The sequence below is a fragment of the Caballeronia sp. LZ028 genome (assembly GCF_031451415.1).
Lineage (GTDB): Bacteria > Pseudomonadota > Gammaproteobacteria > Burkholderiales > Burkholderiaceae > Caballeronia > Caballeronia zhejiangensis.
This window is the reverse complement of record NZ_JARUXN010000001.1, coordinates 2,192,201-2,215,917: the sequence shown is the minus strand read 5'-3', so window position 1 is coordinate 2,215,917 and position 23,717 is coordinate 2,192,201. Positions and strand designations below refer to the sequence as shown.

General features: G+C 63.2%; 24 protein-coding genes. 9 read left to right on the top strand and 15 right to left on the bottom strand.

Annotation, left to right across the window (positions count from 1 at the left end; all coding sequences use genetic code 11):
• Nucleotides 1-265 precede the first annotated feature (265 nt).
• Complete coding sequence (locus tag QCE58_RS10495; protein ID WP_008341920.1) at nt 266-1,135, top strand: DUF5672 family protein; 870 nt, start codon at nt 266-268, stop codon at nt 1,133-1,135.
• 193 nt (nt 1,136-1,328) lie between these two features.
• Complete coding sequence (locus QCE58_RS10490) at nt 1,329-2,204, top strand: DUF5672 family protein (protein ID WP_034473046.1); 876 nt, start codon at nt 1,329-1,331, stop codon at nt 2,202-2,204.
• On the opposite strand, the gene QCE58_RS10485 is transcribed toward QCE58_RS10490, so the two are convergent.
• From QCE58_RS10485 to QCE58_RS10440, 10 genes are all read right to left on the bottom strand, one after another.
• Nucleotides 2,205-2,951: an SDR family oxidoreductase gene (locus tag QCE58_RS10485; RefSeq protein ID WP_244807440.1), complete on the bottom strand. Its 747-nt coding sequence runs from the start codon at nt 2,949-2,951 to the stop codon at nt 2,205-2,207.
• Nucleotides 2,952-2,963: 12 nt separating this feature from the next.
• Nucleotides 2,964-3,548: a TIGR00730 family Rossman fold protein gene (locus QCE58_RS10480; protein WP_244807439.1), complete on the bottom strand. Its 585-nt coding sequence runs from the start codon at nt 3,546-3,548 to the stop codon at nt 2,964-2,966.
• Nucleotides 3,549-4,295, bottom strand: a complete 747-nt coding sequence (locus tag QCE58_RS10475; protein WP_008341915.1) for a TetR/AcrR family transcriptional regulator — start codon at nt 4,293-4,295, stop codon at nt 3,549-3,551. It abuts the gene before it with no gap.
• A gap of 144 nt (nt 4,296-4,439) precedes the next feature.
• The gene (locus tag QCE58_RS10470; protein WP_250496885.1) at nt 4,440-4,994 is read right to left on the bottom strand and encodes a diacylglycerol kinase; all 555 of its coding nucleotides are present in this window, start codon (nt 4,992-4,994) and stop codon (nt 4,440-4,442) included.
• A complete protein-coding gene (locus QCE58_RS10465; protein WP_034473050.1) occupies nt 4,991-6,022 on the bottom strand; it encodes a glycosyltransferase family 1 protein in 1,032 nt (343 codons plus the stop codon). Before QCE58_RS10465 ends, QCE58_RS10470 begins: the two co-directional genes overlap by 4 nt.
• Nucleotides 6,023-6,051: 29 nt before the next feature.
• A complete protein-coding gene (locus QCE58_RS10460; RefSeq protein WP_250521203.1) occupies nt 6,052-7,014 on the bottom strand; it encodes a UDP-2,3-diacylglucosamine diphosphatase in 963 nt (320 codons plus the stop codon).
• Nucleotides 7,015-7,081: 67 nt separating this feature from the next.
• Nucleotides 7,082-7,603 carry an RDD family protein gene (locus QCE58_RS10455; protein WP_008341911.1) on the bottom strand — a complete coding sequence of 174 codons (522 nt, stop codon included), beginning with the start codon at nt 7,601-7,603 and terminating at the stop codon, nt 7,082-7,084.
• Complete coding sequence (locus tag QCE58_RS10450; protein WP_250439961.1) at nt 7,600-8,367, bottom strand: DUF3106 domain-containing protein; 768 nt, start codon at nt 8,365-8,367, stop codon at nt 7,600-7,602. Before QCE58_RS10450 ends, QCE58_RS10455 begins: the two co-directional genes overlap by 4 nt.
• A 28-nt stretch (nt 8,368-8,395) precedes the next feature.
• Complete coding sequence (locus tag QCE58_RS10445; protein ID WP_175982714.1) at nt 8,396-8,842, bottom strand: DUF3619 family protein; 447 nt, start codon at nt 8,840-8,842, stop codon at nt 8,396-8,398.
• Nucleotides 8,839-9,402 carry an RNA polymerase sigma factor gene (locus tag QCE58_RS10440; protein ID WP_244807436.1) on the bottom strand — a complete coding sequence of 188 codons (564 nt, stop codon included), beginning with the start codon at nt 9,400-9,402 and terminating at the stop codon, nt 8,839-8,841. The genes QCE58_RS10445 and QCE58_RS10440 overlap by 4 nt, the downstream gene beginning before the upstream one ends.
• Nucleotides 9,403-9,825: 423 nt before the next feature.
• Between QCE58_RS10440 and QCE58_RS10435 the strand changes: the two genes are divergently transcribed.
• From QCE58_RS10435 to pssA, 5 genes are all read left to right on the top strand, one after another.
• Nucleotides 9,826-11,589, top strand: a complete 1,764-nt coding sequence (locus QCE58_RS10435) for an acetolactate synthase 3 catalytic subunit (protein ID WP_008341907.1) — start codon at nt 9,826-9,828, stop codon at nt 11,587-11,589.
• A 108-nt stretch (nt 11,590-11,697) separates the two neighbouring features.
• Nucleotides 11,698-12,189, top strand: a complete 492-nt coding sequence (gene ilvN, locus QCE58_RS10430; protein WP_008341906.1) for an acetolactate synthase small subunit — start codon at nt 11,698-11,700, stop codon at nt 12,187-12,189.
• Between the two features lie 65 nt (nt 12,190-12,254).
• Nucleotides 12,255-13,271: a ketol-acid reductoisomerase gene (ilvC, locus tag QCE58_RS10425; RefSeq protein ID WP_250521202.1), complete on the top strand. Its 1,017-nt coding sequence runs from the start codon at nt 12,255-12,257 to the stop codon at nt 13,269-13,271.
• A 106-nt stretch (nt 13,272-13,377) separates the two neighbouring features.
• The gene (locus tag QCE58_RS10420; protein WP_034473054.1) at nt 13,378-14,022 is read left to right on the top strand and encodes a phosphatidylserine decarboxylase; all 645 of its coding nucleotides are present in this window, start codon (nt 13,378-13,380) and stop codon (nt 14,020-14,022) included.
• Between the two features lie 13 nt (nt 14,023-14,035).
• On the top strand, nt 14,036-14,902 hold the full coding sequence (gene pssA, locus QCE58_RS10415) for a CDP-diacylglycerol--serine O-phosphatidyltransferase (RefSeq protein ID WP_034473055.1): 867 nt from the start codon (nt 14,036-14,038) through the stop codon (nt 14,900-14,902).
• Nucleotides 14,903-14,973: 71 nt separating this feature from the next.
• Here the strand turns inward: pssA and QCE58_RS10410 are convergent, their stop codons facing one another.
• From QCE58_RS10410 to QCE58_RS10390, 5 genes are all read right to left on the bottom strand, one after another.
• Complete coding sequence (locus QCE58_RS10410) at nt 14,974-15,702, bottom strand: glycine zipper 2TM domain-containing protein (protein ID WP_250507411.1); 729 nt, start codon at nt 15,700-15,702, stop codon at nt 14,974-14,976.
• 286 nt (nt 15,703-15,988) lie between these two features.
• Entirely contained in the window at nt 15,989-17,515 is a 1,527-nt protein-coding gene (gene lysS, locus QCE58_RS10405; RefSeq protein WP_244807434.1) for a lysine--tRNA ligase, read from the bottom strand.
• A 76-nt stretch (nt 17,516-17,591) separates the two neighbouring features.
• Nucleotides 17,592-18,696, bottom strand: a protein-coding gene (gene prfB, locus QCE58_RS10400; protein ID WP_144403574.1) for a peptide chain release factor 2 whose coding sequence is annotated in 2 segments (ribosomal slippage) — nt 17,592-18,614 and nt 18,616-18,696 — 1,104 coding nt in all. Because the reading frame shifts where the segments join, the coding sequence is not laid out codon by codon here.
• Nucleotides 18,697-18,779: 83 nt separating this feature from the next.
• Nucleotides 18,780-20,483, bottom strand: a complete 1,704-nt coding sequence (gene recJ, locus QCE58_RS10395; protein WP_008341891.1) for a single-stranded-DNA-specific exonuclease RecJ — start codon at nt 20,481-20,483, stop codon at nt 18,780-18,782.
• An 11-nt stretch (nt 20,484-20,494) separates the two neighbouring features.
• Nucleotides 20,495-21,589, bottom strand: a complete 1,095-nt coding sequence (locus tag QCE58_RS10390) for a regulator (RefSeq protein ID WP_250521201.1) — start codon at nt 21,587-21,589, stop codon at nt 20,495-20,497.
• Between the two features lie 156 nt (nt 21,590-21,745).
• On the opposite strand from QCE58_RS10390, the gene QCE58_RS10385 reads away from it, so the two are divergent.
• Together QCE58_RS10385 and lolD are read left to right on the top strand one after the other, a co-directional pair.
• The gene (locus QCE58_RS10385; RefSeq protein WP_033535777.1) at nt 21,746-22,999 is read left to right on the top strand and encodes a lipoprotein-releasing ABC transporter permease subunit; all 1,254 of its coding nucleotides are present in this window, start codon (nt 21,746-21,748) and stop codon (nt 22,997-22,999) included.
• A complete protein-coding gene (gene lolD / locus QCE58_RS10380) occupies nt 22,992-23,705 on the top strand; it encodes a lipoprotein-releasing ABC transporter ATP-binding protein LolD (protein WP_008341887.1) in 714 nt (237 codons plus the stop codon). Before QCE58_RS10385 ends, lolD begins: the two co-directional genes overlap by 8 nt.
• The last annotated feature ends 12 nt before the right edge of the window (nt 23,706-23,717 follow it).

Genomic DNA, 23,717 nt, shown 5'->3' with positions numbered 1-23,717 from the left:
GGTGCCCGGAAAGAAGGCCCTGCTCGATGGTGTGTGCGCGTTTCCGGATAAACACGCCCGCTGCACAGATTTTTCGATTCGTTGTCTGGACGGTCCTGACCCTGTGGATTCGTCTACCTATGCGACTTGAATTCGCACTATTTCTATGGCGCGTCGACATGCCATAAGCATAGACTCGCCGACCTGCCGACATCGACGAAACGGAACCTTGGCAGGCCCTTTCATAACAGCATTGGGTCGCTTATCCGCAGTTCATGGAAAAAGAATGCAGAATTTCAGCAACATTACGATCGTATCCGTAACCGGGTGTTCGAATGCCGGGCGGGCGGCCGATGCACTTACTTTGAGTTGGCAACAAATGCCGGGTGCGCGCGCATTATTGTGCAGTCCGCATGCTCCGGCGAACCTGCCAGCAGGAATCGAACATCGAAAGATTGCACCCCTCACGTATCAAGAGTACAGCTGGTTCATGATGTTCGCGCTATGGCGTGTCATCGAAACGGACTTTGCGCTGATTGTCCAGGACGATGGCTGGGTCCTCGATGCGAATAACTGGAGTGACGAGTTCCTGGACTACGATTACGTGGGGCCGCCGACTCATGTCGGGCGCATCGATACCCAAGACAGAACGCAATGGGTTGTTCACCACAAATGGGGCTTGGAACTTGATCAGCCGGGCAAGCGGGTCATGCCCGTGCTCAACGGTGGCTTCTGTTTGCGCAGCCGGCGCATGATGCGTGTATTCGCCGACCATCCCGAGATCATGGTGCGTATCCCGCCGCCGGATAGCGTAGGCGGAGATTCACTCAAGATGACATGGGTCAACGGCGCACCCAACGAAGATGTGCAGTTGACCGCGATTTTGCGCCCGGAACTGGAGGCCGTCGGAATACGCTTCGCGCCGGCGGAGCTATGCGCGCGCTTTGGAATGGAAAACGCCGGATATTTGCATCGCAACTTCAACACCATGACGCTGTTTGGTCACCATTGCTCGTGGCGGAGGCTAGTGAGTATCGATCCGCCCACGGTCCAATTTCAAATCAGACTAAGCGCCGTCATGAAGAAACATGGAGAACGTGCATTTGCACGTATGCTTCAGGAACGTGGATACCGATTGAGGTTCGTTCCGGAGTAGGCAAGATGGTGGAACCAAACCGGTCAGCCACCCGATCGATTTGCTCGCTTCATCGAAATTGATCGCGCACTTTCCCCGTCAAAACCATATTCTCGCCGCCAAATGCGCGTCGATGAATGACCCAGCCTTTTGAGATGGCGTCGAATACCAGTGATTTAGAATCGCTCGGCATCCTTATCATCCGACGTGTTTCATGCCCGATTTCAGCAACATCACTCTGGTCTCCGTGACCGGACTGAACGACGCCCACGGCGCGGCGCTGGCGCTCGAATTCTCCCGCCGGCAAATGCCCGGCGCTTCCGCCTTGCTTCTAAGCCCGTCCGCACCCGGCAATCTTCCGCCGGACATTCGTCACCGTGCCATCGCGCCGCTGAGCTTCAAGGAATACAGCCTTTTCATGATGTTCGCGTTGTGGCGCATGGTCGAAACGGAGTACGTGCTGATCGTCCAGGAAGACGGCTGGCTGCTCGACGCGTCGAACTGGACCGATGAATTCCTCGAATACGACTATATCGGCGCGCCCGGACACCTCGCGCGCGTCGACAGACCCGAAGGCATTTACTGGAAGAAGGATTTTTCTTGGTACGGCGATCTCGAGAACCCGGACTCCGTCGTGATTCCGGTGCTCAACGGAGGCTTCAGTCTCCGTAGCCGTCGCATGCTTCGTGCGCTGGTCGATCATCCGCACATCCGGATGGTGGTCCCGCCGCCCGACGTCAGCGATTCCGAGCCGATCGCCATGAGCTGGTTCAACGACGCCACGCATGAAGACGTGCAACTCACCTGCATGTTGCGTCCCGAGCTGGAAGCCGTGGGTCTGCGGTTCGCGCCGCTCGAAGTCGCGGCGCGTTTCGGTTTCGAACATGCCGCGCTCAGTCACATCGGCGTGAACCTTCACGCTGTATTCGGCATGCACGGTTCATGGCGGCGTCTTGCCAGCATCGATCCGCCGGTCGTGCGTTATGGCGCGACGCGGCGCCACATCGACGAACATCCGCTGGAGCCGCCTGTGGTCAAGATGCTCGAGGAGCGCGGTTATCGGCTCGAGTTCATGCCCGAGCCTGCGTGATCAACGCCCGCCCGACACGTCCAGAATCGCGCCCGTCACATACGACGACGCATCCGACAACAGCCATACGATCGATTCGCCGACTTCATCGGCGGTGCCCGCGCGTCCGATCGGCGTCTGCACGCCAAGTACGTGCGCGCGATCCGGCTTGCCGCCGCTCGCGTGGATGTCGGTATCGATGAGCCCGGGGCGAATCGCGTTCACGCGCACGCCTTCGCGCCCGAGTTCCTTCGACAGCCCGATCGTGAGCGTGTCGATCGCACCTTTGGATCCCGCGTAATCGACGTACTCGTTCGGCCCGCCGAGCCGCGCCGCCGCCGACGATACATTCACGAGCGATCCGCCCTTGCCGCCGCGCGAAGTCGACATGCGCCGCGCCGCCTCGCGCGCGCAGAGATACGCACCGAGCACGTTGATGTCGAAGATGCGCTTCATGCGCGCGATATCCATGTCCGCGAGCATCGAACCGGGCGCGACGATGCCCGCGTTGTTCACGACGCCATCGATCTTGCCCAAGGCTTTCTCGGTCGCGTCGAACATCGCGATGATCGCGGCTTCATCGCTGACGTCGCCGGGAATCGCGATGGCCTTGCCGCCCGCCGCAACGACGGCCGCGACGGTGTCATCGGCGGCCGCGGCGTTCGACGCGTAGTTGACGCCGACCGACCAGCCGCGCGCGCCCGCGAGCACCGCAGCCGAGCGGCCGATGCCGCGGCTTGCCCCCGTAATCAGGATGACTTTCGACATCGGTTCCGCTCCTCAGACGGCGTTACGTTTTTCGGACCACTTGTCGATCGCGGGCGGCGTGTAGGTCTTCAGCTTTGCGATCATCTCGCCGGGTTCGGCTGCGACCTGAATGAAATCCAGATACGCCTCGCGCATGAAGCCTTCGTCGACCGTATGACGCAGCATCGCCATGAGCGGATCGTAGTAGCCGTTCACGTCGAGCAAGCCGACCGGCTTCTGGTGATAGCCGAGCTGCGCCCACGTGTAGACCTCGAAAAACTCCTCGAACGTGCCGACGCCGCCCGGCATCGCGACGAACGCGTCCGACAGATCGGCCATCTTCTTCTTGCGCTCGTGCATGTCGGGCACGACGTGCAATTCGGTGAGATCCGTGTGGCCCACTTCCTTCGCGAGCAGCAACTCGGGAATCACGCCGACGGCGCGTCCGCCCGCGGCGAGCACTTCATCGGCGATGAGTCCCATCAGCCCGACGCGGCCGCCGCCGTAGACGAGCGAGAGATCGTTTTCAACGAGCGCGCGGCCGAATGCCTTGGCCGCTTCGGCATAGACGGGGCGGGCGCCGGTCGCGGAGCCGCAATAAACACAAACTGCCTTCATTTATCTGGAATCCTTCGGTATTTCGGTCTTCGACGCGTTCGATGCGTTGGACGCGTCTTCGCGCGGCGGCAGGAAATCCGCATACTCGCGCTTTGGCAGCTTACCGGAAACGAGATCGTCGAAGAGCTGACGCGAGCGTCCGCGCAGATACGGCGCCATGATCGAGATGATATGCAGGCTCGCCTGATGCAGTTCCGTGCGGATCGCTTCCTGATCGTTGTACTTGCGCGGATTCATCACGTACTGATACGACAGCCAGTACGTCGCGATTACGCCGATGTTCGTCGCGATCACCTTGATCTCCTCGGGCGTCGCGACCATTTCCTGATCGGCCACGAGCGCCTCGCACAACTGGCTCGCGAAGTGCACCTTGTGCGTGATGATCTGCTTGAAGTGCGTTTCGAGCGTGCGGTTGCGCGCGAGCAGATCGTTCAGGTCGCGATACAGGAAGCGGTAAGTCCACAAGAAATCCGCCATGTATTGCAGATACGACCACATCTCGTCGATCGTCGGGCGATGATCGTCCGGAAAGCGCAGACGCTTCTGAATCTGCTGCTCGAACTGCGCGAAGATGCTGTTGATGATGTCGTCTTTGTTGCGGAAATGGTAGTACAGGTTGCCTGGACTGATTTCCATCTCCTCGGCGATCGTCGTCGTGGTGACGTTCGGCTCGCCGATATCGTTGAACAACTTCAGCGACAGCTCGAGTATCCGTTCGCGGGTGCGGCGGGGTGGTTTGGCTTCCATGTCGTCCGACCTTGGGATCGGGCCGCGAGGGCTCGGGATGAGCGTTCGCGCGGCCGCTTCCGTTGCTATTTTTGAGAATATCGGACGATTATAAACCGGTCGTTCTGCGGCACGGACGCGAGCTTTGAGCGCACGAATTCTCTTTTATAAGATACGCGCGAGCCAAGCGGATGCAAACGGCCAAAGAATCAGACCCCAGGTAATGACGCAGACGCCGAGCGCGACCATCACCGCGGCGCTGCCGAAATCCTTCGCGCGCTTTGACAACTCGTGACGTTCGAGCGATATGCGGTCGATGGCCGCCTCGACGCTCGAATTCAGCAACTCGACGATCAGCACCAGCAGCACGGACGCGATCAGCGCCGCGCGCTCGACGGGCGAGACCGGCACGAAAAGGCTGCATGGCAAGAGGATCGCGGCGAGCGTCAATTCCTGACGAAACGCGCTTTCCTCGCGAATCGCGACGCGAAAACCGTACAGCGAATTTTTCATCGCGTGCCACGCGCGCGTGAAGCCGCGGTTGCCCTTGTACGGATTGAAGGGCAGGTCGTCGGGGCCGAGCGGCTCGGGCGGCTGCGCGGACGTTTCGTCGATGTCTTCGGGGTCATCGTCGAAGGGATCGCGCGCGCGGGCCGTCGCGGACGAAGCGCCTCGCGCGTTCGCTTCGGCCCGTTCCTGCGCCACGGCGTGTCGCGTCATGCCGCTGCCCGGTCCGAGCTCGCGGCGCGCGGCCCGAACTGGCGCAGATGCGATGCGAACTGCTCCGAGGCCGCGCGCCACGAGAAGCGTTCGGCCCACGCGCGGGCATCGGCGCGTTCGATTTTCAGCGCCTGCAGGCAGGCTTCGTGAAGGTCGTCGTCGAGCGCACCGGGGCCGTTTTCGCCGAGCACGTCGATCGGGCCCGTCACCGGATAGGCCGCGACCGGCGTGCCGCAGGCCATCGCTTCGAGCAGCACGAGGCCGAAAGTATCGGTCTTGCTGGGGAACACGAAGACATCCGCCGCCGCGTAGACCTTCGCGAGCTCCGGCTGCGACAGCACGCCCAGATAGTTGACGTTCGTATAGCGCGACTTCAGCTCCGCGAGCGCCGGACCTTCGCCCGCGACCCACTTCGAGCCGGGCAGATCGAGCTTGAGAAACGCCTCGACGTTCTTTTCCACGGCCACGCGCCCGACGTACAGAAAGATCGGCCGCGCCGTGTTGAGCACCTTCGACTCCATCGGATGAAAGATGTCGAGATCGACGCCGCGCGTCCACAGCACGACATTGGTGAAGCCGTATTTTTCGAGATCGCTTTTGACGACGGGCGTCGGCGCCATCACCGCCTGCGAGCCCTTGTGGAACCAGTGGAGGAAGCGATACGTCAGCGCGAGCGGGATGCCGAAGCGCGCCTTCACATACTCCGGAAAGCGCGTGTGGTACGCGGTCGTGAACGGCAGCTTGTGACGCAGCGCATACGCGCGCGCCGCGAGTCCGAGCGGACCTTCGGTGGCGATGTGCAGCGCGTCCGGCCCGAACGCGTCGATGCGGCTCGCGACGCGCTGTCCCGGCATCAGCGACAGGCGAATCTCCGGATAGGTCGGGCAGGGAATCGTTCTGAACTCGAGCGGCGTGAGCAATTCCACGCGATGTCCGAGCGCGGTGAGTTCCTTCGTCGTCTGCGTGAGCGTGCGCACGACGCCGTTGACCTGCGGTTCCCATGCGTCGGTAACGATCATGATCTTCATCAGCTTTGGCCCCGTTGGTTCGTTCGTGGTCAGACGGTCGCGCGTGCTTTCGCCGGGCGCGCTTCCGGCGAGCGCATCACCGTCCAGTAGACGATTTTCAGTTCGCCGTCGTAGGTTTCGACGAGCGCCGAGAGACTCTCTACCCAGTCGCCGTCGTTGCAGTAGAGAATGCCGTCGATGTCGCGGATTTCGGCCTTGTGGATGTGCCCGCACACGACGCCGTCGCAGCCGCGGCGGCGCGCTTCGTCGGTCATCACGCGCTCGAACTGCGAGATGAAGTTCACCGCGTTCTTGACCTGATGCTTCAGGTATTGCGACAGCGACCAGTAGTTGAAGCCGAGCTTCGTGCGCACGCGATTGAACCAGCGGTTGAGCAGCAGGATCATCGTGTAGGCGGTGTCGCCGAGATAGGCGAGCCATTTGGCGTGCTGGATCACGCCATCGAAGAGATCGCCGTGCACGATCCATAGACGCTTGCCCGCGAGCGTCGTGTGAAAGGCTTCGCCGCGAACGTGGATGTCGCCGAACGCGAGATCGCAGAACTGGCGCGCCGCTTCGTCGTGATTGCCCGGGATGTACACGACCTGCGTGCCCTTTCGCGCCTTGCGCAGGATTTTCTGCACGACGTCGTTGTGCGCCTGCGGCCAGAACCAGCCTTTGCGAAGCTGCCATCCGTCGATGATGTCGCCGACGAGATACAGATACTCCGACTCGTGGTGCCGCAGGAAATCGAGCAGATACGGCGCCTGGCAGCCGCCCGAGCCGAGGTGGATATCGGACAGCCAGATCGTGCGGTATCGATGCGGCTCTCCGCCAGAATCGGCGATGCCGTCGTGCTGGCCCGGCGACGCGGATTCGGACCCGAACGATTCCGTGGACTCCGATCGCAGCGCGAAGGGACCGGTGCGCAGTTCGTTATTGCTGAAGCTGAAGGAAGAGGTCGGGTCGATTGCCGGTCGGGCGGACGAGTTGAAGGCCATTGGCTCGCGCATCGGGTTTCGGTATGCGCATTACGCCTTCCGGCCGTGACCGAGCCGTGACAGTCACGAGAAGTTCTTATTACTTGACAACGGATTGCGCGGGAACGATGCGCGTGCCGGCGAGGCGGTCATGGAGAAATTGACGCGCCGGATCGAGCCACACGGCGGCGGCCCACAGCGCGACCCACGCGGCGAAGACGGCGAGCGTCTGCGGCACGGCGAGCGAGAAGAGCGGGTGCAGCGCGAGCGGCGGCAGGAACCACAGCCACGCGAGCGCGTAGCGCGCGAGCGCGCGGGCGGGTTTGACGGGTTGCCCGCGCGCATCGACGAGTTTGAGGCGCCAGGTTTTCATCGGCAGGGTCTGGCCGCCGTGCGTCCAGAAATACACGAAGTAAGCCGCGAGGACGATGCCGATCCACGACATCAGCCAGTTGTGATGCGTGAGGCCGTTGCGTTGCTGCGTGAGCGTGCTGAAGAGATAACCGGCGAGGAACACGACGCCGAAGAGAATGACGCCTTCGTAGAGCATCGTCGCGAGCCGGCGGCGCAGTGTGGGCGCGCGCATCGGATCGACGGTGGCCACTGCCGGCTGCGCGCTCACGAGCCGTTGTACATCGAAGGCGCCTGCTGCGGCGATACCGGAATCGGCGTGGCCGGCACGATGCTCGCCGCGTTCGGAATGGCGGGTTGCGCCGGCGCGCCGGAAACGGGCACTGCCGGCGCGGCCGCCGCCGCCGAACTGCCGTCCGCGTGGCCGCCGACGTGTCCCTGCTCGCGCGCCGCGACGAGCCGGTTGATGTCCTTCACTTCCGTCTTGCCGGTGGGCGGCGCGGAAACGATTGTCGGACGGCGCGTGTGCTCGCTCGCGGCCAGCTTTTTCTTCTGTTCTTCGGAGAGCTTCTGATACGCGTCCCACGCCTTCTCGCGCTTTTCGAGCGGCACCGACTTCGAAACCTGATAGTTCTCGCGCGCGACCTTGCGCTGGTCGGGCGTGAGCCGCACCCATTCTTCCATGCGCTGATGCAGATGCTTCTGCGCGTCGGGCGACATCCGATGGAACCGCGACGCGATCCTGAGCCACTTTTTCTTGCGCTCGTCGGAGAACGAGTCCCACTGCGTGGCGAAGGGCGCGAGCGCAACGTGCTGCGCTTCGGTGAGATGACTCCAGGAGATCGGGCTGTCGGACGACAGCGCCGCGAGCGGCGATGCGTTCGAATCGGCGGGCGTGCCGGAACTGCCGCTCGGCGCGGCGGCGGACGACGGCGCTGCGGCGGTGGAATAAAAGCGCGGATAAGTCGCGGCGAACGCAACCAGACCCGCAATCGCGCAACTAAAGACAATCGCGAGACCGCGCTTGTAACTCACCCGGAAATTCCCCCGCTGTTTTCAGTGCTTAATGATTGCGCGTCAGATACGCGTTGAAACCGTGATCCAGATAGGCGTCGATGGGCAGGCTGTCGCTCATCATGGCCGCGTCGATGTCGGCCAGTTCCGCCTTGCGCTGCTGATCTTCCCAATACGCGATGCCCGCAATCCCGATGACGAGCGCCGCGAGCGGCCACGCGAGTCCGAGGCCGCCGAGCCGCGCGAGCAGCCCTTTTGCGCCGCGGCCGTTATCGGCGCCGCCCGCGTCGAGCGTGCCTCCGGCGAACGCCGGAGCGAAGGCGGGCGCGGTCATCGCGACGGCCACCTTCTCCGGCTTCTTGCGCGCGATCGCGGCGCGGCGCGCATCGCGCAGCCGGTCGACGGCGGCAGCCGGAATGTTCGACGTGCTTTCATCGAGTGCGCGCACGACTTTCAGCGCGAACTCGTTTTCCTTCGTTTCAAGAGTGGAACTCATAGCGTGATCCCTTTGGCTTTCAGGGCTTGCGCGAGTGCATGCGTAGCGCGTGAACAGTGCGTCTTCACGCTACCCTCGGAGCATCCCATCGCGGCGGCCGTCTCGGCGACATCCATATCCTCCCAGTAACGCATGAGAAAAGCTTCTCGTTGACGCGCGGGCAGTTTCTGGATTTCGGCGTCGATCAGATTCAATACCTGCTCGCGCTCCAGACGGTTTTCGCTGCTCTCGCTGCTCGCCGCGCCGTCCTCGGATTCGAGGGTTTCGAGCGGGTCGAATTCGTCGTCGTCCGCATTGCCGAAGGACGAAAACAGGCTGACCCAGGTGTTGCGCACCTTCTGGCGACGGAAATAATCATGCGTCGCGTTCTGAAGGATACGCTGGAATAAAAGGGGAAGCTCGGATGCAGGCCGGTCGCCGTATTTTTCCGCCAGCTTGATCATCGCGTCCTGCACGATGTCGAGCGCCGCGTCGTCGTCGCGAACGGTGTACACGGTTTGCTTGAACGCGCGTCTTTCGACGCCCGCCAGGAAGTCGGCGAGTTCCTTGTCTGATGCCATCCGTTGGGGACCCGGCGCAACGAAGCTGCGTCCGAAGTTGCGTCGATGAGGATCGTGGAGTTCTAGGAAAACCTGCGAATCCTAGCAAAGTTTCGCCGCATCCGGAGCGGATGAGAGCTTTTGTTGCCATTTGCCGCCTGCACTCGACCGGTCGAATGCGCCCCGGACAGCCGCTCCCCGTAAAGGAACTTTCGCACCGCAACGGCGCAAAATCAGCGCGCACGCCGCGTTCGGTAACTTTTTGCTTGACCGCCCGCGCGCGCCGCTGTTACATTTTCTGACTCGCATCATCAGTGAAATGTCTGCTTTGAGGCGAGCCCAAGAAGCACGCCAGTCAAACCTAGACGCGCCGCTTGAACCCGAGCCACAAGCCCGGCAGAGAGCACCCGATCAATTTTTTGCCGAAAATTCGAAAGGTGATGAATGAACATGCCCAGCGCGGAATTCTCCACGTCGGATACGACTCCTCCTCACGAAGCTGACTCCATCGGCGCCACCGTGCTCATGCGCGCATTGGCCGATGAGAACGTCGAGTTCATTTGGGGCTATCCCGGCGGCTCGGTACTCTACATCTACGACGAGCTGTACAAGCAAGACCAGATTCAGCACATTCTCGTGCGCCACGAGCAGGCCGCCGTGCACGCCGCCGACGCGTATTCGCGCTCGACCGGCAACGTCGGCGTGTGTCTCGTGACCTCGGGCCCGGGCGTCACCAATGCCGTCACCGGCATCGCCACGGCCTACATGGATTCGATTCCGCTCGTCGTCATCAGCGGGCAGGTTCCGACCGCGGCCATCGGTCTCGACGCATTCCAGGAGTGCGACACCGTCGGCATCACGCGTCCATGCGTGAAGCACAACTTCCTCGTGAAGGACGTGCGCGACTTGGCCGAGACCGTCAAGAAAGCGTTCTACATCGCGCGTACCGGCCGTCCCGGCCCGGTGCTGATCGACATTCCGAAGGACGTGTCGAAGGCGCCGTGCAAGTACGAGCCGGTCAAGAGCGTGTCGCTGCGTTCGTACAATCCGGTCACGAAGGGCCATTCGGGCCAGATCCGCAAGGCGGTGCAGCTTCTGCTGTCGGCGAAGCGCCCGTACATCTATACCGGCGGCGGCATCATCCTCGCCGACGCATCGCGCGAGCTGAACCAGTTCGCCGATCTGCTCGGCTATCCCGTCACCAACACGCTGATGGGCCTCGGCGGCTATCGCGCATCGGACAAGAAGTTCCTCGGCATGCTCGGCATGCACGGCACGTACGAAGCCAACATGGCGATGCAGAACTGCGACGTGCTGATCGCCATCGGCGCGCGCTTCGACGACCGCGTGATCGGCGATCCGAAGCACTTCGCGTCGTCGCCGCGCAAGATCATCCATATCGACGTCGACCCGTCGTCCATTTCCAAGCGCGTGAAGGTGGATATCCCCATCGTCGGCGACGTGAAGGAAGTGCTCAAGGAGCTCATCGAGCAGCTTCAGCACGCCGAGCACGGCCCGGACACGCAGGCGCTCGCGAAGTGGTGGGACGAGATCGAAGGCTGGCGCTCGAAGGATTGCCTGTCCTACGACCGCAAGAGCGAGATCATCAAGCCGCAGTACGTCGTCGAAAAGCTCTGGGAACTGACCGACGGCAACGCGTTCGTGTGTTCCGATGTCGGCCAGCATCAGATGTGGGCGGCGCAGTTCTATCCGTTCAACAAGCCGCGCCGCTGGATCAACTCGGGCGGTCTCGGCACGATGGGCTTCGGCCTGCCGGCGGCGATGGGCGTGAAGATGGCCTATCCGGACGACGAAGTGGTCTGCATCACGGGCGAAGGCTCGATCCAGATGTGCATTCAGGAGCTCTCGACGTGCAAGCAGTACAACACGCCCGTCAAGATCATCTCGCTGAACAACCGCTATCTCGGCATGGTGCGCCAGTGGCAGCAGATCGAATACAAGAAGCGCTATTCCAGTTCGTACATGGACGCGCTGCCCGACTTCGTGAAGCTCGCTGAGGCGTACGGTCACGTCGGCATTCGCGTCGAAAAGACCGCGGACGTCGAGCCGGCGCTGAAGGAAGCGCTGCGCCTGAAGGATCGCACCGTATTTCTCGACTTCCAGACCGATCCCACCGAAAACGTATTCCCGATGGTGCAGGCAGGCAAAGGCATCACGGAAATGCTGCTCGGGTCTGAGGATCTATAACGCGGCTTCGACTCGCGAGGCCCGCGCGCGCCTGTCTTCACAAAGGACATGTGACGCGCGCGGGTTTTTCGGACGAACGCCTCTTCTGGACACATTCGGGAAAAGACAATGAAACACATCATCTCCGTTTTGCTGGAGAACGAACCGGGCGCGTTATCGCGCGTCGTCGGGCTCTTTTCGGCACGCGGCTATAACATCGAAACGCTGACGGTGGCGCCGACCGAAGACAGTTCGCTGTCGCGGCTGACCATCGTCTCCATTGGCTCGGACGACGTGATCGAACAGATCACGAAGCACCTGAACCGCCTGATCGAGGTGGTGAAAGTGGTCGACCTGACAGAGGGCGCCCACATCGAGCGCGAGCTGATGCTCATTAAGGTAAGGGCGGTCGGCAAGGAACGCGAAGAAATGAAGCGCATGGCGGATATCTTCCGCGGCCGCATCATCGACGTGACTGAGAAGACCTACACGATGGAACTGACGGGCGCGTCCGACAAGCTCGACGCGTTCATCCAGGCGCTCGACGCCACGGCGATCCTCGAAACGGTTCGCACGGGCAGCTCAGGCATCGGCCGGGGCGAGCGGATTCTCAAGGTCTGACGCCTTTCCGGTCAAAACGAAGCAAAGTAGCGCAACCAAATTCAACGCACGATCAAGGAACCACCATGAAAGTTTTCTACGACAAGGACGCCGACCTCTCCCTCATCAAGGGCAAGCAAGTCACCATCATCGGTTATGGCTCGCAAGGCCATGCACACGCGCTCAACCTGAAGGAAAGCGGCGTGAACGTGACGGTCGGCCTGCGTAAGGGCGGCGCATCGTGGAGCAAGGCCGAGAACGCGGGCCTCAAGGTGAAGGAAGTGGCCGAAGCCGTGAGGGGCGCGGACGTGGTCATGATGCTGCTGCCGGACGAGCAGATCGCTGAAGTCTACAAGAACGAAGTGCATGACAACGCCAAGCAGGGCGCGGCGCTCGCGTTTGCGCACGGCTTCAACGTGCACTACGGTCAGGTGATCCCGCGCGCCGATCTGGACGTCATCATGATCGCGCCGAAGGCGCCGGGCCACACCGTGCGCAACACGTACACACAAGGCGGCGGCGTGCCGCACCTGGTCGCCGTGGCGCAGGACAAGTCCGGCTCCGCGCGCGACGTGGCGCTGTCGTATGCGGTGGCGAACGGCGGCGGCCGCGCGGGCATCATCGAAACGAACTTCCGTGAAGAAACCGAAACGGACCTGTTCGGCGAGCAGGCCGTGCTGTGCGGCGGCACCGTCGACCTGATCAAGGCCGGCTTCGAAACGCTGGTGGAAGCGGGCTACGCGCCGGAAATGGCGTACTTCGAGTGCCTGCACGAACTGAAGCTGATCGTCGACCTGATCTACGAAGGCGGCATCGCCAACATGAACTACTCGATCTCGAACAACGCCGAATATGGCGAATACGTGACGGGTCCGCGCATCGTCACGGAAGAGACGAAGAAGGCGATGAAGGCCGTGCTGAAGGACATCCAGACGGGCGAATACGCGAAGAGCTTCATCATCGAGAACCGCGCGGGTGCGCCGACGCTGCAATCGCGCCGCCGTCTGACTTCGGAGCATCAGATCGAGCAAGTCGGCGAGAAGCTGCGCGCGATGATGCCGTGGATCGCGAAGAACAAGCTCGTCGACCAGTCGAAGAACTAAATCTTTCGCTAGTCACGCTTTTTGCTGCATCGAAAGCCGCCCGGATGCCCTGTGCGCCGGGCGGCTTTTGCTATCCTACGGTTTTTATAAAACACAGAACTCGTTCATGAACTATCCTCATCCGATCATTGCCCGCGAAGGCTGGCCGTTCATCGCCATCGCGGCTGTCGTCGCCATCCTCGTGCAGGCGATCGGCGGCTTTGGCTTCGCCTGGATCTTCTGGCTGATCGTGATTTTCGTCGTCCAGTTCTTCCGCGATCCGGCCCGCCCGATTCCGACCCAGCCCAACGCGGTGCTGTGTCCGGCGGATGGCCGCATCGTCGCGGTCGAAACCGCGCACGATCCGTACGTGGGCCGCGAAGCGCTCAAGATCAGCGTGTTCATGAACGTGTTCAACGTACACTCGCAGCGCTCGCCGGTGGACGGCGCCATCACGAAGGTGCAGTACTTTCCGGGCGCGTATTTGAACGCGGCCGTCGATAAAGCGTCGACCGAGAACGAGCGCAACGCGGTCGTGCTGCAGACGGCGGGCGGGCATACCGTGACGTCGGTGCAGATCGCGGGCCTCATCGCGCGACGCATTCTCTGCTACGTGCATGTGGGCGAGCCGCTCACGCGCGGCCAGCGCTACGGCTTCATTCGCTTCGGCTCGCGTGTCGACGTGTATCTGCCGGTTGGCAGCCGGCCGCGCGTGTCGATCGGCGAGAAGGTTTCGGCTTCGTCGACGATCCTCGCCGAATTCGCGGAATAACGCGGAGGATTCGATGGCGGCATTCAAACCGCGCCGTAATCGCGCGAACGCGACGCCTCCGCGCGCGTTCCGCCGCAACAAGGCCGCGCAGGACGTCGGCGCCGTGGAGACGCGGCGCGCGAAGCGGCAGCAGTTCCTCAGAAAACGCGGCATTTACCTGCTGCCCAACGCGTTCACCACGGCCGCGCTTTTTTGCGGCTTCTTCGCCGTCGTTCAGGCGATGAACGTGCGTTTCGAGATCGCGGCCATCGCCATTTTCGTCGCGATGGTGCTCGATGGCATGGACGGACGCGTCGCGCGCATGACGCACACGCAGAGCGCGTTCGGCGAGCAGTTCGACAGCCTTTCGGACATGGTGTCGTTCGGCGTCGCGCCGGCGCTCGTCATGTACGAATGGGTGTTGAAGGATCTCGGGCGCTGGGGCTGGCTCGCCGCGTTCGTCTACTGCTCGGGCGCGGCGCTGCGGCTCGCGCGCTTCAATACGAACGTCGGCGTGGTCGACAAGCGGTACTTCCAGGGCTTGCCGTCACCCGCCGCGGCTGCGCTGATCGCCGGTTTCGTCTGGCTCGCGACCGACAATCGCGTGCCGCTCAAGCTCGTGTGGCTGCCGTGGGTCGCGTTTGCGCTGACCATCTACGCCGGCGTGACGATGGTATCGAACGCGCCGTTCTACAGCGGCAAGGCGCTCGACGTGCGCTATCGCGTGCCGTTCGCGGGCGTGTTGCTGATCGTGGTGGCGTTCGTACTGGTGTCGTCGGATCCGCCGGTCATGCTGTTCTGCCTGTTCGTGCTGTACGGCTTCTCGGGCTATATCTGGTGGGGCTATCTTGCGATGCGCGGACGGCCGAATCCCGCGCGCAGTTCGCAGCGGGAACACTAGGCCTCGACGCTTTCAAACAAAAAAGGCGGCAACCGATGAGGTTCGCCGCCTTTTTGCTTTTTGCGCGCCGATCAACCCGCGACCAGCGTGCCGTTCTGAATATGCACGCGCTCGCCTTGCTGGAACGGCGGCGGATTCTTGTACGTGAAGGTCCGAGTCTTGCCGTTTTCCATCCGCACGTGCACCGAGTAATCGGTTTCGCTGCGGATATGCTTTTCGACCGAATTGCCGGCCAGACCGCCGCCGAGCGCGCCGAGCAGCGTCATCGCCGTGCGCCCGCCGCCACGGCCGAACTGATTGCCAACGACGCCGCCCGCCACCGCGCCGCCGACCGCGCCGATGCCGGTGCCGCGGCCTTCATGCTTGACGGCTGAAATCGACTCGACGGTGCCGCACGTCGAGCAATACGCCGGATGCTGCGGCGGTTGCTGCGCATACGATGGCTGCGCGGGTCGTGGCTGCGCCGGGGCCGGTTGCGCCTGCTGCTGTGCCGCTTGCTGTTGCTGGGCGGCTTGTTGCTGCGCCGCCTGCTGTTGAGCGGCGGCTTGCTGCTGCGCCGGGCTCGGCGCGGCGGAATCGACTACTGGCTGCTGCGCGACCGCCGCCGTCTGTGTCTGCGGGTTTTGCGAGGAATTGCTCGATGCCCTCGGGAACAGTCCCGTCATCGCGGCGGTAGCCACGAGGCTCGCGACGATGACCGCGCCCGCCGCCGTGGCGATGAGCGGATGCAGACGCCGCTGCGGCGGCTGAGCGCTGCCGGAAGAGGGTGACGTGCTGAGTTTGCTGGTTCCGTTATCCATTATCGAACCTCCGTTTCGAGGCGAACTGCCGCTACCGATGTCGGCGATCACGCCCATTCTCGGGGACGCGCCGACTTTCCGCTTTTTCGGCGTGTAACAAATTCGCGGAGCTTGTCTCTTTCGAGGAAAGCAGGAGCAATGCCAATCGCGATGGCTCGCGGCTCTGCGCCCTTCCGGGCCGAATACGGCTTGAAATTTTTACCAGCGGTTACAACAACGATCGTTCCATCGAAAAAAAACGCGCCTCGAAAGGCGCGCTTTTTTCGCTGAAAACCGAGGCGAAAGCTCAGTCCTCGCGACGCAGATGCGGGAACAGAATCACGTCGCGAATACTCGGGCTGTCGGTCAGCAGCATCACCAGACGGTCGATGCCGATGCCGCAACCGCCCGTCGGCGGCATGCCGTATTCGAGCGCGCGGATGTAATCGGCGTCGAAGTACATCGCTTCTTCGTCGCCGGCGTCCTTCTGGTCGACCTGCTTCTGGAAGCGCGCGGCCTGATCTTCCGGATCGTTCAGCTCCGAGAAGCCGTTGGCGATTTCGCGGCCCGTGATAAAGAGCTCGAAACGCTCGGTGATGCCCGGCACCGAATCCGACGCACGCGCGAGCGGCGACACTTCGATCGGATAATCGACAATGTACGTCGGCTCCCACAATTGCGATTCAGCCGTCTCTTCGAACAGCGCGAGCTGCAGCGAACCGAGACCGGCGTTGAGGAACGCGGGCTGCGTCGTATCCACACCGAACTTCTTCAGTTCCGTGCGCAGGAACGCGGCATCGGACAACTGCGCGTCGGTGTATTGCGGCGCGTACTTCTGAATCGCCTGATTGATCGTCAGACGATGGAACGGCTTGCTCAAATCAAGCTCGCGCCCCTGATACGTGATGGTGGCGGTGCCGAGCGCATCGATCGCGGCCTGGCGGATCAGTTGCTCGGTGAAGTCCATCAGCCAGCGGTAATCGGTGTACGCGGCGTAGAACTCCATCATCGTGAACTCCGGATTGTGACGCGGCGACACGCCTTCGTTCCGGAAGTTACGGTTGATCTCGAACACGCGCTCGAAACCGCCGACGATCAGCCGCTTCAGATACAGCTCGGGCGCGATGCGCAGGAACATTTGCATGTCGAGCGCGTTGTGATGCGTGGTGAACGGCTTGGCCGCCGCGCCGCCGGGAATGGGGTGGAGCATCGGCGTTTCGACTTCCATGAAGCTCGCCTGCGCCATGAAATTGCGGATCGACGTGACGGCTTTCGTGCGCGCCATGAAGGTCTTGCGCGATTCCGGCGTGACGATCAGATCGACATAGCGCTGGCGATAGCGCGTTTCCTGATCGGCGAGGCCGTGGAACTTGTCCGGCAGCGGACGCAGCGCCTTCGAGAGCAGACGCAACTCCGTGCAGCGCACCGACAGCTCGCCCTTGTTCGTGCGGAACAGCACGCCCTTGGCGGCGACGATATCGCCCAGATCCCACTTCTTGAATGCGTCGTAGGTTTCGGCGCCGACGTCCGCGGGCGTCACGAAGAACTGGATCTGGCCGCTGCCATCCTGAACCGTCGCGAAGCTCGCCTTGCCCATCACGCGCTTCAACATCATCCGGCCGGCGATCGCGACGGGCAGGGGATTCGCTTCGAGCGCGTCTTTATCCGTTTCGGCGTAGTCGCTCTGCAGCGCGGCGGCCTGATGCGTCGGGCGGAAGTCGTTCGGATAGGCGATGCCTTGCTCGCGCATCGCGCGCAGCTTGTCGCGTCGCTCGGCGATGATCTGGTTCTCTTCCAGTTCGGGAGCGGCGCCCGGTTGAATCGGTTCGGTCATGATGATTGTGGCTTTTTGATGCGAGGCGGGCTGAATTGAAAACGCGGATATCGAAGTCGATACCCGCGTCGGCGAATTAAACGCCCTGTTTCAGACTCGCGCTGATGAAGTCGTCGAGGTCGCCGTCGAGCACGGCGCGCGTGTTGCTCATTTCCACGTTGGTGCGCAAGTCCTTCACGCGGCTCTGGTCGAGCACGTAGGAGCGGATCTGATGGCCCCAGCCCACGTCGGTCTTGCTCGATTCGAGCTTGTCTTGCTCGGCCTGACGCTTGCGCATCTCGAATTCGTAGAGACGCGCCTTGAGCATTTGCATGGCTTCCGCGCGATTGCGGTGCTGCGAACGGTCGTTCTGGCACTGCACGACGATGCCCGTCGGCGCGTGCGTGAGTCGCACGGCGGAGTCGGTCTTGTTGATGTGCTGGCCGCCCGCGCCGGATGCGCGATACGTGTCCGTGCGGATATCGGCGGGATTGATCTCGATCTCGATCGAATCGTCGATTTCCGGATACACGAACACCGACGAAAACGACGTGTGACGCCCACCCGACGAGTCGAACGGCGACTTGCGCACGAGGCGGTGAATGCCGGTTTCGGTGCGCAGATAGCCGTATGCGTATTCGCCCTCGACCTTGATCGTCGCGCTCTTGATGCCCGCGACGTCGCCTTCGGACTCTTCGAGCACTTCGGTCTTGAAGCCCTTGCGTTCGCAGTAGCGCAGGTACTGGCGCAGCAGCATGGACGCCCAGTCGCACGCTTCGGTGCCGCCCGCGCCCGCCTGGATGTCGATGAAGCAGTTGTTCGGGTCGGCCGGGTTCGAGAACATCCGGCGGAATTCCATGTCTTCGACGCGCAGGCGCAGCGCATCCGCATCGGATTCGGATGCGACGAGCGTGTCCTCGTCGTTTTCCTCGCGCGCCATGCCGAACAGTTCGTCCGCGTCGCGCAGGTCGTTGTCGAGGGCGGTGAGTGCGGAGACCACGCCGTCGAGCAGCTTCTTTTCGCGACCGAGCGCCTGGGCGTTCTTCGAGTCGTTCCAGACGTTCGGGTCTTCGAGTTCCTTATTGACTTCGGCTAGACGCGCGGACTTGGCGTCGTAGTCAAAGATACCCCCGTAGCTCGCCCGCGCGGCGGCGCAGGTCGGCCAGAAGGCTTTCGATCGCGTTGAGACGTTCCGCTTCCATTGTCGATCTTCGGCTTCGTAAAAAGATGAAATTATAGCCGATCGACAGGGTTTCCCCGGCCTTCGGGGTGCGCGGCGGGCCGCTCAGCCCGCGTGCTCCACGATCAGCTGCACCCGCGCGACGCCGTTCCACGAATCGCTGACGAGCCGGTACGCGACGGTCGCGCGCGGCGGTAGCGGATCGACGTGGTTGAACCAGATCGCGTTGAAACGCTGCCGCCCGCGCAACAGTGACAGCTTCAGATGCTTGTCCTTCACGAGCGCCTGCGACGCGACTTCGAACTCGCCGGAGAAGGTCGGCGCGGGAAAGCCCTGTCCCCAGACGGCGGCGTCGAGCATTTCGACGAATTGCGGCGTGAAGTACGCGTCTTCGAGTTCGCCATCGGTTTCGACGGTGCGCGACAGCGCTTCGGCCGTCAGCCATTCGCGCCCGATCGCTTCGAACGCGGCGGTGAAGCGCGGGATGTCGGCGGTGGAAAGCGTCAGGCCCGCGGCCATTGCGTGTCCGCCGAACTTGTGGATGAGGCCGGGCTCGCGTTTGGCGATCAGATCGACGGCGTCGCGCAGATGAAAGCCCGGAATGGAGCGGCCGGAGCCCTTGCTGAGCGTGCCGCTGTCGTCGGCGTGCGCGAACGTGAACGATGGCCGATGAAACCGCTCCTTCAGCCGCCCCGCGACAATGCCGATCACGCCCTGATGCCAGCTCGCGTCGTAGAGCGTGAGCGTGGCGCGCTCGCCCGGATCGATCGTCTGCAATTCGGCGAGCGCCTGCTGCTGCATGCCGGCTTCGATTTCGCGACGCTCGCGGTTCATCGAATCGAGTTGCTGCGCGAGCTCCCAGGCGCGGCCGACATCGTCGGTCGTCAGGCATTCGATGCCGAGCGACATGTCCGACAGCCGTCCCGCCGCGTTGAGGCGCGGCCCGAGTGCAAAGCCGAGATCGAAACCCGACGCCGCGCGCGCATCGCGGCCGGCGGCGCGAAAGAGCGCGGCGATGCCCGGCTGCATGCGGCCCGAGCGAATCCGCTTCAGGCCTTGCGCGACAAGAATGCGGTTGTTGCAGTCGAGCTTCACGACATCGGCGACGGTGCCGAGCGCGACGAGATCGAGCAGGCCATCGAGACGCGGCTCGGGTGTGCCATCGGCATAAGCGCCGCGCCGCCGCAACTCCGCGCGCAACGCGAGCAGCACGTAGAACATGACGCCGACACCCGCGATGCACTTGCTCGGAAACGCGCAGCCCGGCTGATTCGGATTGACGATCGCGCGCGCGGCGGGCAGCTCGTCGCCGGGCAGGTGATGATCGGTGACGAGCACGTCGATGCCGAGCGCGTTCGCCGCCGCGACGCCATCGACGCTCGCGATGCCGTTATCGACCGTGATGAGCAGATCGGGCAGGCCGCTCTTCGAACGCGACGCCAGCTCGACGATTTCCGGCGTCAGCCCGTAGCCGTATTCGAAGCGGTTCGGAACCAGATAGTCGATGTTCGCGCCGAACATCCGCAGCCCGCGCACGGCGACGGCGCATGCGGTCGCGCCGTCGCAATCATAGTCCGCGACGACGAGCATGCGCTGTCCCGAGACGAGCGCATCGGCGAGCACGACGGCGGCGGCGTCGCAGCCTTTCAGGCCGGCGGGCGCGTGCAGGCGCTTGAATTCGGTTTCGACTTCATCGGGAGAAGTCACGCCGCGCGATGCGTAAAGACGCGCGATGACGGGATGCAGGCCGTGGCGCATCAGCGCTTCGGCATCGGCGGGAGAAGAAGCGCGCGTAACGATTCGCGTCATTGCAAAGTGCCTTATTCGATGAAGAGCGCCGCGATCGGACGGCGCCGCCAGAACTTGCGCAGATCGGCGCGCGTGACCGAGAGCGTGACCGAGCCGGTATCGCCGCAAAGCGTGAGACTCAGGCGGCCGAGCGAGCCGTCGAGAAGCGCCTGCAGCGCGGGCGCGAACCACGCGTTTTCCAGCGCCTTGAGCGCATCGTTCCAGCGCGCCCAATCCTGTTCGATGAACGGCGCGGAGAACGCATCGAGCTCGACGAGCGTCGCGTCCTGCGCGTCGTCTATCGAGAGCGATGCAAACGACGCCGGCGGCATCGACGGCTTCACGCCGGAAGCGAGCGCGAGACCGCGCGTCGCGGCCGCATCGGACATCACGCGCGCGAACGGGCTTTGCACGGGCCGCATCGCGCCTTGTCCGTGGAGCCAGATCGAATTGATCGCAGGCAGGCCGCGCGATTCGCGTTCCAGATTCAGCGGATGTTCGAACCATGCCATCTGCACTTCGTTCTGCAGCTTCATCCACGCGCGGGAGCGATCGCCGGTGCGGGCCTCGTGCGGCAGCCAGATTTCGATGTTGCGCCCGGTCGCGCGCAACGGCGATGCGCCCGCGAGCGCGCCCAGCGCTTCACCCGACACGTACCAGCGTAATGGCGTCGGCGCTTGCAGCGTCACGCCGAGCGCTTCGATCACCGGCCGCGCGGTCTGGAGCAGGGCGCGCGCTTCTTCCGTGTGCACGCCGAGCGTGTCGGGATCGATCAATACGAGATGATCGTGCGCGATACGGACATGAACCGGCTCGATGCAGGCCCAGAGCGCATCGCCGGGCGTGCCGCCGTCGGCGAGCAGCATGAAGGGCGCGAGCGGGGCGTCGTCGGCATAGCGCTGATCGGCGGGCGTCACCGCGCCGAAGCGGCGCGCGATCCAGCGTTCGTGCGGCAGCGTGCGCTGAAAATCCTCGCCAATGACGCGTTCTTCGAGCGTGGCGCGGGCGAGCAGCTTGTCGAGCGCCGCGCTCTCCAGTCCGTGCAGGGCGGTGGCGGCGTCCGCGGCCGAAGGCAGGGCGAACGGCAACAGGAGATGGAGATGATGAACGGGCATGATGCTCGGCATTGTAGGGCAAAGCGCCTTCTCCGATCAGGCTCGGCGCGCCGTTCCCGCCTCGCGGACGAAGGCTGCCAGTGCGTGGCTTTCGCGACATATGGCAAACTTTCGCAAATTTGCTTCACCGGACTCAACAACGCTGGAACAGCAGCAGAAAGGAATCGCTTGAAACTTCCGTACGAATGGCAGATCGGCTGGCGCTACACGCGCGCCAGCAAACGCACCACGGGCAACGGCTTCATCTCCTTCATCGCGCTCGTTTCGATGGCGGGCATCGCGCTCGGCGTCGCCGCGCTGATCGTCGTGCTGTCGGTCATGAACGGCTTCCAGAAGGAAGTGCGCGACCGCATGCTGTCGGTGCTCGCGCACGTCGAAATCTTCTCGCCGACGGGCTCCATGCCCGACTGGCAACTGACCGCGCAGGAAGCGAAGCGCAATCCGGAAGTGATCGGCGCCGCGCCTTATGTCGAAGCGCAGGCGCTGCTCACGCGTCAGGGCGCCGTGAGCGGCGTCGCGCTGCGCGGCGTGGAGCCCACGCTCGAGCCGGAAGTGTCCGACATCGGCAAGGAAATGCGCGCGGGCAAGCTCACGGACCTGAAGCCGGGCGAGTTCGGCATCGTGCTCGGCAAGGATCTCGCGGCCAACCTCGGCGTGACGCGGGGCGACAAGATCACGCTCGTCGCGCCCGAAGGCACCATCACGCCGGCCGGCATGATGCCGCGCCTCAAGCAGTTCACCGTCGTCGGCGTTTTCGAGTCGGGGCACTACGAATACGATTCGACGCTCGCGCTCATCGAAATCCGCGATGCCGAAGCGCTCTTTCGCCTGCCCGCGCCGACCGGCGTGCGCCTGCGCCTGAAGGACATGCAGCGCGCGCCCGAAGTCGCGCGCCAGCTCGCGGGCACGCTGTCGGGCGATCTGTACATTCGCGACTGGACGCAACAGAACAAGACGTGGTTCTCCGCCGTGCAGATCGAGAAACGCATGATGTTCATCATCCTCACGCTGATCATCGCGGTAGCGGCGTTCAATCTCGTGTCGTCGCTCGTGATGACCGTCACCGACAAGCAGGCCGATATCGCCATTCTGCGCACGCTCGGCGCGCAGCCGGGCTCGATCATGAAGATATTCGTCGTGCAGGGCGTGACGATCGGCTTCATCGGCACGGCCCTCGGCGTGACGCTCGGCTGTCTGATCGCGTGGAGCATTCCATGGCTCGTGCCGATGATCGAGCATCTTTTCAACGTGCAGTTCCTGCCGTCCTCGGTGTATTTCATCAGCGAACTGCCGTCTGAGCTCGTGCCGGGCGATGTCGTCAAGATCGGCGTCATCGCATTTTTGTTGTCGTCGCTCGCCACGCTCTATCCGAGCTGGCGCGGCGCGAAGGTTCGTCCGGCGGAGGCGCTGCGCTATGAGTGATCTGATTCCGGCCAACAACATCGTGCTGCGGGCATCGGCGATTTCGAAGACGTTCGTGCAGGGCGGCTTCAACGTGCAGGTGCTCAACAACGCGCAACTCGACGTGATGAAGGGCGAAAAGCTCGCGATCGTCGGCGCATCGGGCTCGGGTAAAAGCACGCTGCTGCATGTGCTCGGCGGGCTCGACGAACCGAGCGCGGGCAAGGTCTCGCTGCTCGGCAAGCCGTTCACCGAACTGAAGGAAAAGGAACGCAACGAGCTGCGCAATCGCGCGCTCGGTTTCGTGTATCAGTTCCATCATCTGCTGCCGGAATTCACGGCGCTCGACAACGTCGCGATGCCGCTGCGCATCCGCCGCATGCCCGAGGAAGACGCGCGCAAGGAAGCGCTCGTCATGCTGGAGCGCGTGGGCATCGGGCATCGGGCGAAGCATCGGCCGGGCGAATTGTCGGGCGGCGAGCGTCAGCGCGTGGCGATCGCGCGGGCGCTCGTCACGCATCCCGCATGCGTGCTCGCCGACGAACCCACCGGCAATCTCGACGGCGGCACCGCCGATACCGTCTTCAACCTGATGCTGGAGCTGTCGCGCACGCTCGAGACGAGCTTTGTGATCGTCACGCACGATCCCGATCTCGCCGCGCGCTGCGACCGCATCCTGCGCCTGCGCGACGGCGTGCTGCACGAAGAGCCGGTCGTGCCGGTCTGAATCTTTCGCGAC